Below are 15,669 nucleotides of genomic sequence, written 5' to 3' on the forward strand. Positions count from 1 at the left end.
GGTTGATAGGCCAGATCTGGAAGCCCGGCAACGGGTGGAGGTGACTGGTACTAATAGGCCGAGGGCTTGTCCTCAGTTGCTCGCGTCCACTGTGTTGGTTCTGAAACCACGAACAACCCCACGTTTGTCACAGAGCGTGGTGCGGTTGACAGTTTCATAGTGTTTCGGTGGTCATAGCGTGAGGGAAACGCCCGGTTACATTCCGAACCCGGAAGCTAAGCCTCACAGCGCCGATGGTACTGCAGGGGGGACCCTGTGGGAGAGTAGGACGCCGCCGAACTAAAATTAGAGCTCCGGCTCTCGGGAATTTTTTCCCGAGAGCCGGAGCTTTTTTGTTTTCCGGCAGAATTTCCCGATGACGCCCCCGCTCTTGCCTCCCCCTCTGCGCTGTGGTGCCCGGGCTGCGGGTAAGGTCAGGGGGCATCGTTGGCTCGTTTCCCACAGGAGGCCCCCGGGTGGAGGTCCAGGAGACCCGCGTTCAGACGAACCGGGTCCTCACCATCCCGAACATCCTCAGCATGGCGCGCCTCGCCGGCGTGCCCCTCTTCCTGTGGTTGATCCTCAGGCCGGAGTTCGGTGGTCCCAACAGCGACGGTTGGGCGCTGCTCGTCCTCATGCTGAGCGGTATCAGCGACTATCTGGACGGCAAGCTCGCCCGACGCTGGAACCAGATCAGCAGCCTCGGCCGGCTGCTGGATCCCGCGGCCGACCGGCTCTACATTCTGTCGACGCTTGTCGGACTCACCTGGCGCGAGATTCTTCCGATCTGGCTCACGGCCGCTCTTCTCGCACGCGAGCTGGTTCTGCTGGTGATGGTGTGGATCCTCCGGCGCCACGGCTATCCGCCCCCCCAGGTGAACTTCCTCGGGAAGGCGGCCACCTTCAACCTGATGTACGCCTTCCCGTTGCTGCTGCTCAGTGATGCCAGCGGCTGGATCGCGACACTCGGCGCTATTTTCGGATGGGCGTTCGCCGGATGGGGTACAACCCTCTACTGGTGGGCAGGAGTCCTCTACGTGGTACAGGTCCGCCGGTTGATCCGAGCGGACGCCATGGCCGATTGAGCTCGGCCCGATTGGGCGGCAGTAGTGCCCGATGGCCCCCGCTCGAAATCTGCGGGACAATCAGGACGGGTGAAGTCGGCTGTACCGTCGTCTCTTCAAGGAGGACGCTTCCGACATGAAGGCCGTCGTGATGGCCGGAGGCGAAGGCACACGCCTTCGCCCGATGACCTCAAGCATGCCCAAGCCGCTCCTGCCCGTGGCGAACCGCCCGATCATGGAGCACGTGCTCAGGCTGCTCAAAAGGCATGGGCTCAACGAAACCGTCGTCACTGTCCAGTTCCTGGCCTCAATGGTCAAGAACTACTTCGGTGACGGCGAAGAGCTCGGCATGGAGCTCACCTATGCCAATGAGGAGAAGCCACTCGGTACTGCCGGCAGCGTCAAGAACGCCGAGGAGGCGTTGAAGGACGACGCCTTCCTCGTCATCTCCGGTGACGCCCTTACCGACTTCGATCTCACCGAACTCATCAACTTCCACAAGGAAAAGGGCGCCCTCGTCACCGTCTGTCTGACGCGCGTTCCCAATCCGCTGGAATTCGGCATCACCATCGTGGACGAGGAAGGCAAGGTCGAGCGCTTCCTGGAGAAGCCGACCTGGGGCCAGGTCTTCTCGGACACCGTGAACACGGGCATCTACGTCATGGAGCCCGAGGTCTTCGACTACGTCGAGGCCGATGTCTCCGTCGACTGGTCCGGTGACGTCTTCCCCCAGCTGATGAAGGAAGGCAAGCCCGTCTACGGCTACATCGCCGAGGGCTACTGGGAGGACGTCGGCACCCACGAGAGCTATGTGAAGGCCCAGGCCGACGTCCTGGAGGGCAAGGTCGACGTCGAACTCGACGGGTTCGAGATCTCCCCGGGCGTCTGGGTGGCCGAGGGCGCGGAGGTGCACCCCGACGCGGTGCTGCGCGGGCCGCTCTACATCGGTGACTACGCCAAGGTCGAGGCCGACGCCGAGATCCGTGAGCACACCGTCGTCGGCTCCAACGTCGTCGTCAAGACCGGCGCGTTCCTGCACCGGGCCGTCGTGCACGACAACGTGTACATCGGGCAGCACAGCAATCTGCGCGGCTGTGTGGTCGGAAAGAACACCGACATCATGCGGGCCGCCCGCATCGAGGACGGCGCCGTGATCGGCGACGAGTGCCTCGTCGGTGAAGAATCGATCATTCAGGGCAACGTCCGCGTCTATCCGTTCAAGACCATCGAGGCCGGCGCGTTCGTCAACACCTCGGTGATCTGGGAGTCGCGGGGCCAGGCCCACCTCTTCGGCGCTCGTGGCGTCTCCGGGATCCTGAACGTCGAGATCACCCCGGAGCTGGCCGTGCGTCTGGCGGGTGCCTACGCGACGACCCTCAAGAAGGGCTCCACCGTCACCACGGCCCGCGACCACTCCCGAGGCGCTCGCGCGCTGAAGCGGGCGGTGATCTCCGCGTTGCAGGCCAGCGCCATCGACGTACGCGACCTAGAGAACGTGCCGCTGCCCGTGGCCCGGCAGCAGACGGCCCGGGGCAGTGCCGGCGGAATCATGATCCGGACGACCCCAGGGGTGCCCGACTCCGTCGACATCATGTTCTTCGACGGGCAGGGCGCCGACCTGTCGCAGGGCGGTCAGCGGAAGCTGGACCGGGTGTTCGCGCGGCAGGAGTACCGGCGCGCCTTCCCCGGCGAGATCGGGGACCTGCACTTCCCCGCGAGTGTCTTCGACTCCTACACGGGATCGCTGCTGCGCAACGTCGACACCACCGGGATCGCGGATTCCGGGCTGAAAGTGGTCGTCGACGCCTCCAACGGCAGTGCCGGACTGGTGCTGCCCAGCCTGCTGGGCAAGCTCGGTGTGGACTCCCTGGTGATCAATCCCGGTCTCGACGAGTCGAGGCCGACGGAGACGGCGGAGACGCGGCGGGCCGGCCTGGTGCGGCTGGGCGAGATCGTCGCCTCCGCGCGGGCCGCGTTCGGCGTGCGCTTCGACCCGGTGGGCGAGCGGCTCTCGCTCGTCGACGAGAAGGGGCGGATCGTCGAGGACGACCGGGCCCTGCTCGTGATGCTCGACCTGGTGGCCGCGGAGCGGCGCAGCGGGCGGGTGGCGCTGCCCGTCACGACCACACGGATCGCCGAACAGGTGGCGGCGTACCACGGCACGCAGGTGGAGTGGACGACCACGTCGCCGGACGACCTGACCCGGGTCGGCCGCGAGGAGTCGACGATCTTCGGCGGCGACGCGCGCGGCGGGTTCATCATTCCCGAGTTCAGCGGTGTCTTCGACGGCGCGGCCGCCTTCGTACGGCTCATCGGTCTGGTCGCGCGGACTCAGCTCACGCTCAGCCAGATCGACGCCCGGATTCCGCGGGCGCATGTCCTCAAGCGGGATCTCGCGACTCCGTGGGCCGTGAAGGGGCTCGTGATGCGCCGGGTCGTGGAGGAGGCGGGAGACCGCTTCGTGGACACGACGGACGGTGTCCGTGTCGTGGAGACGGACGGACGCTGGGTGATGGTGCTGCCGGACCCCGCCGAGGCCGTCACCCATCTGTGGGCGGAGGGGCCGGACGACGCCTCCGCGGAGGCCCTGCTCGACGAGTGGGCGGCCGTCGTGGACAGCGCCGGCCACTGAAACGATCTTCACCCGTACGTGTCGGACAAGTGCCCTCAAGGGGGCCTGTCCGGCACGTTGGTGGGGCCATTCGGAGGTAGCACCCGCGACGTGCGACGATGTGCGGCATGCCGCAGCAGCCCCCCGTTCGGAGCAGCGCTCCGCGCCCCTCGCGCCCGGACGCCTCCATGTCGCTGCTCACCAACGTCATGGACCACAGCCTCGACGAGGGCTACGCCGAAGCGGCGGCCCGCAAGGAGGCCGAGGGCGCCGGTGGCCTCCCGAAGACGGTCCGGGCCAAGCTGGCTCTGGCGGCGGGCCTGGTGCTCGCCGCGCTCGTGGTCACCGTCGGGGCGGCGAACGCCCGGCTCGCGGCCCCCGTCATCGCCAAGGAGCGCCAGGAGCTCATCGACCGCATCGAGCGCGAGACGACGGCCGCGGACAAGCTCGAGAGCGGCGTCGACACCCTGCGCGCCGATGTGAGCGCCCGCCAGCGTGCGGCGCTGAAGAAGGACGGCGGTGAGCAGGCCGATCTCGTGAGCGTCCTGTCCGGCGCCACCGATGTGCACGGACCGGGTGTGAAGCTCGTCGTCAACGACGCCAAGGAAGCCAGCACGGGCGGTGACGGCACCAACCCGCGGGAGACCTCGGGGTTCTCCGACACCGGACGGGTGCGGGACCGTGACATGCAGCGCGTGGTCAACGGCCTGTGGGAGTCGGGCGCCGAGGCTATCTCCGTCAATGGACAGCGGCTGACCGCCCTGTCGGCCATCAGGGCCGCGGGTGACGCGATACTGGTCGACAACAAGCCGCTGGTGCCGCCGTACACGGTGCTTGCGGTGGGGGACGGCCAGCGGCTCAGCACCAGGTTCCAGAACAGCGCCGACGGGCTGTATCTGCATGCCCTGCAGGAGAACTACGGCATCAGGACCGGCATCTCCGTCGAGGGGGACGTCCGGTTGTCCGCCGCACCGAGTGTGATCGTACGTACAGCAGAACCGAGAACAGAGAAGGGCACACCGTGATCGCCGTACTGGGCCTCGTCGTGGGAGTCGTGGCTGGACTGTTGGTCCGGCCCGAGGTCCCGGCGGTCGTCGAGCCTTACCTTCCGATCGCCGTCGTGGCGGCGCTCGACGCCGTGTTCGGCGGTCTGCGCGCGATGCTCGACGGCATCTTCGACGACAAGGTCTTCGTGGTCTCGTTCCTGTCGAACGTGGTCGTCGCCGCGCTGATCGTCTTCCTGGGTGACAAGTTGGGTGTGGGTGCTCAGCTCTCCACGGGTGTCGTGGTCGTCCTCGGCATCCGGATCTTCTCCAATGCCGCGGCCATCCGCCGGCACGTGTTCCGGGCGTGAGGCCGATGAGCAACGACAACGAAGCCGAGACCCCCGAGAACCCACTGCGCAGGGAGCTGCCGGAAGAGGTCCCCGCGGCCGTGGAGGAGCCCGAGCCGCAGGTGGCCGAGGAGAGCGGGGTGCCGCCGCTGTCCGGCCGTCAGAGGCTGGTCAAGGGGCTGTGGCCGCCGCGGGTGTCGCGTGCCCAACTCATCGTCGCCGTGCTGCTGTTCGGCCTCGGGTTCGGCCTGGCCGTGCAGGTGGCGTCCAACAGCGACGGCGACAGCGCGCTGCGCGGCGCGCGTCAGGAAGATCTCGTGCGCATTCTCGATGAACTCGACAGCCGGACTCAGCGTCTTGAGGACGAGAAGCAGGGTCTCGAGGATCAGCGCACCGAGCTGGAGAACAGCTCGGACCAGGCCGAGGAGGCCCGCAAGCAGACGGTCGAGAAGGAGAAGCAACTCGGCATTCTGGCGGGCACCGTGGCCGCTCAGGGGCCCGGCATCACTCTGACCATCGACGACGCGAAGGGGACGGTCAAGGCGGACATGCTGCTCGACGCCGTCCAGGAGCTGCGCGCCGCCGGTGCGGAGGCGATCCAGGTGAACGGCGTGCGTGTGGTCGCCGGTACCTATCTGTCCGACTCCGGAAGCGGAGTGAAGGTCGACGGGAACAAGATCACCCAGCCCTATCGTTTCAAGGTCATCGGCAAGCCGCAGGACCTGGAGCCGGCGCTGAACATTCCGGGAGGCGTGGTGCAGACACTGGAGAAGGAGCAGGCCACCGTCACGGTGGACCGCTCCACGAAGATCATCGTAGATGCCTTGCGACCGGCCGAGCGCCCTGACTACGCTCGGTCGTCCTCCCGGTGAACGGCGGTCGGATGGGGGCCGTCGGGCGAGGGCAGGAGGTTGCGGGGGGTCGGCGCACCGAATGGGTGGTGCGTGGTGGAAACTGTCTGGTGGATACGGACGTTGTGAGGATGTCCGGGTCGACCGGTGTGTTCAATCAGGGTTCGTCCTGCCCCACGGGCGGGTCTGTTTCGGTCAAGGGGAATCGCCCGTGAAGTTGTTTGCGAAGTTGTTCGGCAAGAGCACGCGAGAGGACAGCGGCGACAGCGCCCGTCATCGCGCACCGCGCCAGGGAGACGCGGAGGCCCAGGGCGGCGACCGCCCGCTGTTCCGGGACCAGGTCACCGGTCCCGGTGGTCAGGGCGCGTCGTCTGTTGACCCTGGCCAGCCCGGCCGCATAGGTTTCGGGGAACCGTCAGCCTCGAGCGCGGGTGGAGGGTTCGCCTCCGATCCGTATGCGTCCCATGCCCCTGGTGGGCAGCCGCGGCAGGAGGATCCGTCCATGTCGGCCCAGGTGTGTACGAGGTGCGGTAACCGGAACGCGGAGAACAGCCGGTTCTGTTCCAACTGCGGTGCGCCGCTGCGGGGTGGACCGGAGCGTCCGTCGGAGCAGACGTCCACGATCTCCATCTCCGGCATCGAGGCCTACGACGCCGAGGTGACGGGCCAGACCGCCTCGCCGATGCTCTCCCCGGAGGCTCAGGCGGCGGTCGACGCACTGCCGGTCGGCTCGGCGCTCCTGGTGGTGCGCCGTGGTCCCAACTCGGGCAGCCGCTTCCTGCTGGACGGTGAGCTCACCACGGCAGGACGTCATCCGCAGAGCGACATCTTCCTCGACGACGTGACGGTTTCGCGTCGTCATGTGGAGTTCCGTCGTGTCGCGGACGGTTCGTTCACGGTCGCCGACGTCGGCAGCCTGAACGGTACGTACGTCAACCGGGAGCGGATCGACCAGGTCCCTCTGTCGAACGGTGACGAGGTACAGATCGGCAAGTACCGGCTGGTGTTCTACGCGAGCCAGCGGGGCATCTGACCCTCCCCCAACTCCGTCCGGGGGGACACCGAGGGAATGTCCATGCTTCAAACACCGAGCGGCGGTGCCGGCAGCGGTACCGCCGCCGCGGACAGTGGGCTGATGAGCATCGGCGCGGTGCTGAGCCTGCTGCGCGACGAGTTCCCCGAAGTCACCATCTCCAAGATCAGATTCCTGGAGTCGGAAGGGCTCGTCGAGCCGCGGCGCACCCCATCGGGGTATCGCAAGTTCAGCGCGGACGACGTCGAGCGTCTCGGTCACGTCCTGAGGATGCAGCGTGACCACTACCTCCCGCTGAAGGTGATCCGCGAGCATCTGGACGCCCTGGCGCGCGGTGAGCAGGTGCGCCTGCCCTCCGTGGGCCGCCAGCGCGAGGCGGGGGAGGGCGAACCCTCCGGAGAGCTCTACGGGGAGCCCGAGGGGCCCACGGTGGCCCGGGTGGGCCGCGAGGAGCTGCTGGCCGCCGCCGAGATCGGTGAGCAGCAGCTTCAGGAGTGGGAGTCGTACGGACTGATCGGTCCGTTGCCCGACGGTGTCTACGACGCGGAGGCGGTGACCGTCGCCGCGCTCGTCGTCGAGCTGGGACGCTTCGGGATCGAGCCGCGCCATCTACGGGCGATGAAGGCCGCGGCGGAGCGGGATGCGGGACTGGTGGACCAGGTGGTCGCCCCCCTGCGGCGCCACCGCAATCCGCAGACGCGGGCCCACGCGGAGGCCCGTACCAAGGAACTCGCGGGCCTCACGGTGAAGCTGCACGCGGCGCTCGTACAGACGGCGCTGGGTGTGCGTCTGCGCTGATCCGTGCCACCGGCGCGGGCCGCGGATCGTCCACCCGTTCTGTGCTCGACTACCCAAACGTCCCGGGCACGGCCTAGGGTTGCTGTGTGAACGAGCTCGATGTCGTAGGTGTCCGGGTCGAAATGCCCTCCAACCAACCGATCGTGCTTCTGCGTGAAGTGGGAGGCGACCGCTACCTCCCCATCTGGATCGGACCGGGGGAGGCGACGGCGATCGCCTTCGCCCAGCAGGGCATGGCCCCCGCACGACCGCTGACCCACGACCTGTTCAAGGACGTGCTGGAGGCCGTCGGCCAGGAGCTCACCGAAGTACGTATCACCGACCTGCGCGAGGGCGTCTTCTACGCCGAGCTCGTCTTCGCCAGCGGGGTCGAGGTGAGCGCCAGGCCGTCCGACGCCATAGCGCTCGCGCTGCGCACCGGAACGCCCATCTACGGCAGCGACGGGGTGCTCGACGACGCGGGCATCGCGATCCCGGACGAGCAGGAGGACGAGGTGGAGAAGTTCCGCGAGTTCCTCGACCAGATCTCGCCCGAGGACTTCGGCACCAACAGCCAGTGAGCCGGCCGGGCGGACGCCTCTCCGGGTGGCATTTGCCCGCGGCGAGTGTGGTGTGCCGCGGCCCGCGCCGGGAGCATTCGGCTAGCCTTTCCCCGCGGTAGGGCACGGGAAACCACTCTTAGGGTGATAATCACTCGGCGTGCCGAGTGTGGCGATCGTTGACGCGCCCCTGGTGACTGCCTACCGTCGAGAAGGCAGGTCAAGGACGGAGGTCGGCGTGAGAAGCAGCGGCGACGGTACGGCTGGGGGTGCTCCCGGACACGGTCCGGGAGAGAGCGGCCCGTACCCTCCCCCAAGCTCTCGGCTCGGCTCGAGCAGGGGGCGCCCTCAGCATGGCAGCGCGGCCGGTCACGTTCCGGTGCGGCCGGCGGCAGTGTCCGACGAGGAAGGGACTGTTCCCGAGGAGGTCGGTTATCGGGGGCCCACGGCGTGCGCCGCCGCGGGCATCACCTACCGGCAGCTCGACTACTGGGCACGGACCGGACTGGTCGAGCCCAGCGTCCGTCCCGCCTACGGGTCGGGGACGCAGCGCCTCTACAGTTTCCGGGACGTGGTGGTCCTCAAGATCGTCAAACGGTTCCTCGACACCGGGGTGTCGTTGCAGAACATCCGCACCACGGTCCAGCACCTGAGAGAGCGCGGCTTCCAGGACCTGGAGCGCATGACGCTCATGAGCGACGGCGCGACGGTCTACGAGTGCACCTCCCCGGACGAGGTCCACGCCCTGCTCCAGGGCGGCCAGGGCGTCTTCGGTATCGCCGTGGGAGTGGTGTGGCGGGACGTCGAGGGCGCCCTGTCCCAGTTGCACGGAGAGCGTGTGGACACCGGTGAGACGCTTCTCGCGCACCATCCCGCCGACGAACTGGCGCGCAGGCGCAACCGCGCGGTGTGAGCCGCCCCGATGACGTGATGCCCCGGCGCGCCGGGGCATTGTCAGTGGCGTAGGGCAGCATCGGAGACGTGAGAACCGCGCCCACGATCCTGCATCTCGACATGGATGCCTTCTTCGCCTCGGCGGAGCAGGCGTCCAAGCCGAGCCTGCGCGGGAAGGCCGTCGTGGTGGGCGGGCTCGGGCCCCGTGGAGTGGTCGCCACCGCCTCGTACGAGGCACGCGTCTTCGGGGTGAACTCCGCGATGCCCATGGCCCAGGCCCGCAGGCGGGCACCGAACGCCGCCTATCTCGTGCCGCGCTTCGGGCTGTACCGAGACGTCAGCGAGCAGGTGATGGGGCTGCTGCGGGCCCTGTCGCCACTGGTGGAGCCGCTGAGCCTGGACGAGGCGTTCGTGGACCTGGAGGCGGGCGGGACGGCGTGGGACGAGGCGTCGGCGCGGCTGACCGGTGCCAGGCTGCGCGCGGACATCCGGGCCGTCACGGGGCTCACGGGGTCGGTGGGGCTCGCCGCCTCCAAGATGCTGGCGAAGATCGCCTCGGAGCAGGCGAAGCCGGACGGTCTCGTCCTGATCGAGCCGGGCACCGAGCGCGCGCTGCTGGGACCGATGCCGGTGCGGACGCTGCCGGGCGTGGGTCCGGCCACCGGCGACCATCTGCGCCGGGCGGGCATCACCACCGTCGAGGAGCTCGCCGAAGCGGGCGAGGACGAGCTCGTACGGCTGCTGGGCAAGGCCCATGGGCACGCGCTGTTCGCGATGGCGCTGGCCCACGACGAGCGGCCCGTGGTGGCCGAGCGGGAGACCAAGTCCGTGTCGGTCGAGGACACGTACGACGTGGACATCCACGACCGGGTCCGGGTGGGGCTGGAGGTGCAGCGGCTCGCGGACCGGTGCGTGCGGCGGCTGCGCCGGGCCGGACTGTCGGGCCGGACCATCGTGCTGAAGGTGCGCCGGTACGACTTCTCGACGCTGACCCGGTCCGAGACGCTGCGGGGGCCCACGGACGACCCCGGAGTCGTCCGGGAGGCCGCCGCCCGGCTGCTGGAGGGCGTGGACACGACCGGTGGCGTCCGTCTGCTGGGGGTCGGCGTCACCGGGCTCGCCGACTACACGCAGGAGGACCTGTTCGCGCAGGCGCAGGCTGCGGCCGCGGGGGAGCCTGCGGCCGAGGAGCACGCCGCGGACGAACCGGCCGAGGCGGCCGCCGCGGACGGGGAGACGGTGCCGGCGGAGCGGCGGTGGCCCTCCGGGCACGATGTGCGGCATGCCGAGTTCGGACACGGCTGGGTGCAGGGGAGCGGGCTGGGACGGGTCACGGTGCGGTTCGAGACGCCGTACTCCGGGCCCGGCCGGGTGCGGACCTTCCGGACGGACGACGCGCGGTTGGAACCGGCCGACCCGCTGCCCCTGGTGGAGCGAAGACCCGAGGACGCCGGCGGGCTGCCGGCCGGTCCCGGGCCGTCGGTGTCAGCGGTCGGGACGCACGGCCCCGGCCCTGGGGATCAGGTGTCCTCCGACCCCGCGAGCCGGCCGAAGTCCCGGTCCGGGGGCGGAGGGGACGCCACGTCGAGTCCGTAGTGGTGGTAGAGCTGGAGCTCCTGTTCGGGGGAGAGATGCCGCCCGACGCCGAAGTCGGGGGCGTCCTTGATCAGGGCCCGGTCGAAGGGGATGCGCAGGGTCCCCTCGACGATCTCGCTGGGTTCCAGGGGCACGAAGGCGTCCCTGCTGAACAGCCCGGTGCGTATGGCCGCCCACTCCGGGACACCGGTCGCGTCGTCGAGGTAGACCTCGTCGATCGTGCCGATCTTGGTGCCGTTGCTGTCGAACGCCTTGCGGCCGATCAGGTTGCGCGGATCGATGTCGGTCTGCACGGTCCCTCCAGTGGTCGCAAACTCATCCGTAAGTACTACAAAAGAGCACATTTGTGAAGGTGGCCACTCGAAGGCTGCCGTCGTGTCCTCGCTGGTAGGCTGGCAAGTGGCTGCTGATCCCGTGCGGGAGAGTTCTCCGGATTTCACCGGAGGCGCCGAAGGAGCAACTCCTCCCCGGAATCTCTCAGGCTCACGTACCGCACGGACGAGGTCACTCTGGAAAGCAGGGCGGGTGCCGATGGCCTCCGCCCTCACCGACGGTGAAAGCCGGATCGTCCACGGGACCATCCGGTGAAACTCTCAGGTTGAGATGACAGAGGGGGAGGCCATCGGGGTGCCCGTGCCGGGGTGCCCCTCGAAGGTCGCGTCAGACCAGGAGGCCTCCGCCATGACCGCCCCTCGCATTCCGCTCTCCGAGCTCGAACAGGGAATTCCCTTCGAGCAGCGCCACATCGGACCCGACTCCGAAGCCCGGGCCAAGATGCTCGCGCAGGTCGGATACGGCTCGCTCGACGAGCTGACGGCCGCCGCGGTGCCGGATGTGATCAAGAACGCCGAGGCCCTGAAGCTGCCGGCCGCGCGCACCGAGGCCGAGGTACTGGCCGAGCTCCGCTCCCTCGCGGACCGCAACCAGGTGCTCGGTTCGATGATCGGCCTCGGCTACTACGGCACGTTCACGCCGCCGGTGATCCTGCGCAACGTCATGGAGAACCCTGCCTGGTACACCGCGTACACGCCGTACCAGCCGGAGATCTCGCAGGGCCGTCTCGAGGCGCTGCTGAACTTCCAGACCGTCGTCGCCGAGCTGACCGGGCTGCCGACCTCCGGCGCCTCCCTCCTCGACGAGGGCACCGCCGCCGCCGAGGCCATGGCGCTGTCCCGCCGGATGGGCAAGAACAAGAAGGGCCTCTTCCTGGTCGACGCGGACGCGCTCCCGCAGACCATCGCCGTCATAGAGACCCGTGCCGAGCCGACCGGTGTCGAGATCGTCGTCGCCGACCTCGCCGACGGCATCCCGGCCGACCTCGCCGGGCGCGAGATCAACGGCGTGCTGATCCAGTACCCGGGCGCCTCCGGTGCCGTACGCGACATCAAGCCGGTCATCCAGCAGGCGCACGAGCTGGGCGCGGTCGTCACCGTCGCCGCCGATCTGCTCGCCCTGACCCTGCTGACCTCGCCCGGCGAGCTCGGCGCGGACATCGCGGTCGGTACGACGCAGCGCTTCGGTGTCCCGATGGGCTTCGGCGGTCCGCACGCCGGCTACATGGCGGTCCGCGAGAACTTCGCGCGCAGCCTTCCCGGCCGTCTCGTCGGTGTGTCCGTGGACGCCGACGGGAACAAGGCGTACCGCCTCGCCCTGCAGACGCGTGAGCAGCACATCCGCCGGGAGAAGGCGACCAGCAACATCTGCACCGCCCAGGTGCTGCTCGCCGTGATGGCCGGCATGTACGCCGTCTACCACGGCCCCGAGGGCCTGCGGACCATCGCACGGCGTACCCACCGCTACGCCACCGTCCTGGCCGCGGGTCTCACCGCCGGCGGCGTCGAGGTCGTGTACGGCGCGTACTTCGACACGCTCACCGTGCGGGTCCCGGGCCGCGCCGCCGCGATCGTGGCCGCCGCCCGCGCCAACGGCGTCAACCTCCACCCCGTCGACGCCGACCAGGTGTCGATCTCGTGCGACGAGACGACCACGCGCGAGCAGCTCGCCGCCGTGTGGACCGCGTTCGGCGTCGAGGGCGACGTCGAGGCGCTGGACGCGAGCGCCGAGGACACCCTGCCGGCCGCGCTGCTGCGCACCGACGAGTACCTCACGCACCCCGTGTTCCACGACCACCGCTCCGAGACGGCGATGCTGCGCTACCTGCGCAAGCTCTCCGACCGCGACTACGCGCTCGACCGCGGCATGATCCCGCTGGGCTCCTGCACCATGAAGCTCAACGCGACCACCGAGATGGAGCCGGTCACCTGGCCCGAGTTCGGGCAGCTCCACCCCTTCGTGCCCGCCGAGCAGGCACAGGGCTACCTGACGCTGATCCACGAGCTGGAGGACCAGCTCGCCGAGGTCACCGGCTACGACAAGGTGTCGCTCCAGCCCAACGCCGGTTCGCAGGGCGAGCTGGCCGGTCTGCTGGCCGTCCGCGGCTACCACCGCGCCAACGGCGACGACCAGCGCACGGTGTGCCTCATCCCGTCCTCAGCGCACGGCACCAACGCCGCCAGCGCCGTGATGGCCGGCATGAAGGTCGTCGTCGTGAAGACCGCGGACGACGGCGAGATCGACGTCCAGGACCTGCGCGCCAAGATCGAGCAGTACCGCGACGAGCTGTCGGTGCTGATGATCACGTACCCCTCGACGCACGGTGTGTTCGAGGAGCACGTCGCCGACATCTGCGCCCAGGTGCACGAGGCCGGCGGCCAGGTCTACGTCGACGGCGCCAACCTCAACGCCCTGGTGGGTCTCGCCAAGCCGGGTCACTTCGGCGGCGACGTCTCGCACCTCAACCTGCACAAGACCTTCTGCATCCCGCACGGCGGCGGCGGTCCCGGCGTCGGCCCGGTCGGCGTGCGCGCGCACCTGGCGCCGTACCTGCCGAACCACCCGCTCCAGCCCGAGGCCGGTCCCGAGACCGGTGTCGGCCCGATCTCGGCCGCTCCCTGGGGCTCCGCGGGCATCCTGCCCATCTCCTGGTCGTACGTCCGGCTGATGGGCGGCGAGGGCCTCAAGCGCGCCACGCAGGTGGCCGTGCTCTCCGCCAACTACATCGCCAAGCGCCTGGAGCCGCACTACCCGGTGCTGTACACCGGCCCCGGCGGTCTGGTCGCGCACGAGTGCATCATCGACCTGCGCCCGCTCACCAAGGCGACCGGCGTGAGCGTCGACGACATCGCCAAGCGCCTGATCGACTACGGCTTCCACGCGCCGACGATGTCGTTCCCGGTGGCCGGCACGCTGATGATCGAGCCGACCGAGTCCGAGGACCTGGGCGAGCTCGACCGGTTCTGCGACGCGATGATCGCGATCCGTGCGGAGATCGAGAAGGTCGGCAGCGGCGAGTGGTCGGTGGACGACAACCCGCTGCGCGGGGCGCCGCACACGGCCGCCGCGCTCGGCGGCGACTGGGAGCACCCGTACAGCCGCGAGGTGGCCGTCTTCCCGGCCGGTGTCTCGGCCGCCGACAAGTACTGGCCGCCGGTGCGCCGCATCGACCAGGCGTACGGCGACCGGAACCTCGTCTGCTCCTGCCCGCCGCTGGACGCCTACGAGGACTGATCAGCGCTCGGCACGTGGACGCCTACGGGGAGTGACCATCCTCGGACATGCGTCGGGGCCGGTTCGGAGAGTACGTCTCCGGGCCGGCCCCTTGTGTGTCTGGGCGGCCTGACGCGGCCGCCCGGGGTCGTGCTGGCTCAGGCGGCCGTCATCACCGGCGCGCCGCCCAGCGGGCGGTGCGGGGCGATGATCTGGCCGTCCGGCAGGAGCTCACCGGTGTCCTCGAAGAGCAGAACGCCGTTGCACAGCAGGCTCCATCCCTGCTCCGGGTGATGCGCCACGAGGCGGGCGGACTCCCGGTCGGCTGATTCGGCTGAGGGACACAGTGGCTGGTGCTGGCACATGGATGGGATCTTTCGCTGGGTCGAGATGTGAGTGATGGCTGTGGTGTCTGTCTTGCGGCTCGAGGTACTCATTGCCGCCCCCCGTTGATGAGTGGTCTGGAACCCAGTGTTGCCCCACGGGCGCCGATCCGCAGGGATTTGAGAGCACCGCTTCTCACAGGTTGATGACGCATCCCCCGTGGGGAGGGTTCACCCCGACTGCGCCGTCCTTTCGGGTGGTTCGAGGGGGCCGGATCGGGCTAGTCCAGTTGGGTGCTCGGCGCGTTTCCCCTCGTACGAGCGGTCTTAGGCCCTAACGAGCGGGCCGCTCTCGGGGTTCGTGACAGCGCCGTGCCCCGCGGCAGGTTTACCCGTGTGGGCATGGCTGCGGGGCACGGACGCGAAGGGCGGAGACTCGGACCGGCGAGTCGGAGACTCAGGCCGGCGAGCTGAGGAGCGGTGCCGGGGTGACCCGGTGGGTGAGGACCGGCAGCAGCTCGGTGACGAGGTACGGCCGGTGCGCGGCGATGCCGGGCGGGGCGGGTGCGAGCGGGACCAGGAGGTCGGTGGCGGCCGGATGGCCGGTGGCGCCGTCCGCGGCGCAGTCGCCGTGCAGCCAGAGCGTCAGCATGTACAGCTCCGGCACGGACAACAAGCGTGCTTGGTAGGGCTGTTGCATGGTCTCGGCCTGCCGCAGGGCGAGCTCGGTGGCGGTGACGTAAGGGCCCTCGAAGAAGCGCGAGAAGGCCCAGCCGTCCGGGGTCAGCATGGTGTCGGCGGCGGCCACCGCGCGATCGCCGGAGCGGATCAGGAAACGCCACCCGGCGAGCCGGGTGGCGGAGGCGCCCGCGGGAGTGATGCGATCCAGGACGTGGACGGGCAGCGGGAGTTCGGGGGTGACAGGTCCCTGTGCCAGGCGCAGGGACGGGGTACGGGCTTCGCGGACAGCGGTGGGGGAACCGAGTGCCGTGAGTACGGTGCGCAGGGCGGGCGCGGGAGCCGGGGGTACGTGCAGCGGCATGGTGGGTCGCCTCTCATTCGACAGGCACAGTGGCGCGAGGGCGGGGGCGGACGGCGCTGT

General features: G+C 69.3%; 14 protein-coding genes, 1 rRNA gene and 1 riboswitch. Of the genes, 12 read left to right on the forward strand and 3 right to left on the reverse strand.

The features are described 5' to 3' along the window. Positions 1-163: 163 nt before the first annotated feature. The 11 genes from rrf (at position 164) to ACFYW9_RS07120 (ending at position 10,698) form a co-directional block, all read left to right on the forward strand. Positions 164-280: ribosomal RNA gene (rrf, locus tag ACFYW9_RS07070) — 5S ribosomal RNA — on the forward strand. A 175-nt stretch (positions 281-455) separates the two neighbouring features. After that, entirely contained in the window at positions 456-1,064 is a 609-nt protein-coding gene (locus tag ACFYW9_RS07075; protein ID WP_328454731.1) for a CDP-alcohol phosphatidyltransferase family protein, read from the forward strand. Between the two features lie 115 nt (positions 1,065-1,179). After that, on the forward strand, positions 1,180-3,675 hold the full coding sequence (locus ACFYW9_RS07080) for a sugar phosphate nucleotidyltransferase (protein WP_389145825.1): 2,496 nt from the start codon (positions 1,180-1,182) through the stop codon (positions 3,673-3,675). Between the two features lie 98 nt (positions 3,676-3,773). Next, on the forward strand, positions 3,774-4,679 hold the full coding sequence (locus tag ACFYW9_RS07085; RefSeq protein ID WP_389145828.1) for a DUF881 domain-containing protein: 906 nt from the start codon (positions 3,774-3,776) through the stop codon (positions 4,677-4,679). Continuing rightward, positions 4,676-5,008, forward strand: coding sequence for a small basic family protein (locus ACFYW9_RS07090; protein WP_003988855.1), 333 nt, complete (start codon positions 4,676-4,678; stop codon positions 5,006-5,008). The genes ACFYW9_RS07085 and ACFYW9_RS07090 overlap by 4 nt, the downstream gene beginning before the upstream one ends. Before the next feature lie 5 nt (positions 5,009-5,013). Then, positions 5,014-5,859, forward strand: coding sequence for a DUF881 domain-containing protein (locus tag ACFYW9_RS07095; protein ID WP_351866079.1), 846 nt, complete (start codon positions 5,014-5,016; stop codon positions 5,857-5,859). Between the two features lie 61 nt (positions 5,860-5,920). Continuing rightward, positions 5,921-6,871, forward strand: coding sequence for an FHA domain-containing protein (locus ACFYW9_RS07100; protein ID WP_351866076.1), 951 nt, complete (start codon positions 5,921-5,923; stop codon positions 6,869-6,871). Positions 6,872-6,913: 42 nt separating this feature from the next. Beyond that, positions 6,914-7,669, forward strand: coding sequence for a MerR family transcriptional regulator (locus tag ACFYW9_RS07105; RefSeq protein WP_389145832.1), 756 nt, complete (start codon positions 6,914-6,916; stop codon positions 7,667-7,669). 86 nt (positions 7,670-7,755) lie between these two features. Next, positions 7,756-8,229 (forward strand): bifunctional nuclease family protein, encoded by a 474-nt coding sequence (locus ACFYW9_RS07110; protein WP_006123076.1) that lies wholly within the window; start codon positions 7,756-7,758, stop codon positions 8,227-8,229. 217 nt (positions 8,230-8,446) lie between these two features. Beyond that, on the forward strand, positions 8,447-9,121 hold the full coding sequence (locus ACFYW9_RS07115; protein WP_351866071.1) for a MerR family transcriptional regulator: 675 nt from the start codon (positions 8,447-8,449) through the stop codon (positions 9,119-9,121). 68 nt (positions 9,122-9,189) lie between these two features. After that, positions 9,190-10,698, forward strand: coding sequence for a DNA polymerase IV (locus ACFYW9_RS07120; RefSeq protein ID WP_389145835.1), 1,509 nt, complete (start codon positions 9,190-9,192; stop codon positions 10,696-10,698). Here the strand turns inward: ACFYW9_RS07120 and ACFYW9_RS07125 are convergent. After that, entirely contained in the window at positions 10,623-10,991 is a 369-nt protein-coding gene (locus tag ACFYW9_RS07125) for a PRC-barrel domain-containing protein (protein WP_351866066.1), read from the reverse strand. The two genes, ACFYW9_RS07120 and ACFYW9_RS07125, sit on opposite strands and share 76 nt — an antisense overlap. Before the next feature lie 114 nt (positions 10,992-11,105). Beyond that, positions 11,106-11,201, forward strand: a riboswitch (glycine riboswitch). 178 nt (positions 11,202-11,379) lie between these two features. Between ACFYW9_RS07125 and gcvP the strand changes: the two genes are divergently transcribed. Next, complete coding sequence (gene gcvP, locus ACFYW9_RS07130; protein WP_389145840.1) at positions 11,380-14,265, forward strand: aminomethyl-transferring glycine dehydrogenase; 2,886 nt, start codon at positions 11,380-11,382, stop codon at positions 14,263-14,265. 137 nt (positions 14,266-14,402) lie between these two features. Here gcvP and ACFYW9_RS07135 read toward each other — a convergent pair whose 3' ends face one another. Both ACFYW9_RS07135 and ACFYW9_RS07140 read right to left on the reverse strand, forming a co-directional pair. Further along, complete coding sequence (locus ACFYW9_RS07135) at positions 14,403-14,609, reverse strand: DUF5999 family protein (protein ID WP_326789029.1); 207 nt, start codon at positions 14,607-14,609, stop codon at positions 14,403-14,405. A 415-nt stretch (positions 14,610-15,024) separates the two neighbouring features. Next, positions 15,025-15,609 carry a hypothetical protein gene (locus ACFYW9_RS07140; protein ID WP_351866061.1) on the reverse strand — a complete coding sequence of 195 codons (585 nt, stop codon included), beginning with the start codon at positions 15,607-15,609 and terminating at the stop codon, positions 15,025-15,027. Positions 15,610-15,669: the final 60 nt, after the last annotated feature.

Origin of the sequence: Streptomyces sp. NPDC002698, from assembly GCF_042888945.1 — a bacterium.
GTDB lineage: Bacteria > Actinomycetota > Actinomycetes > Streptomycetales > Streptomycetaceae > Streptomyces.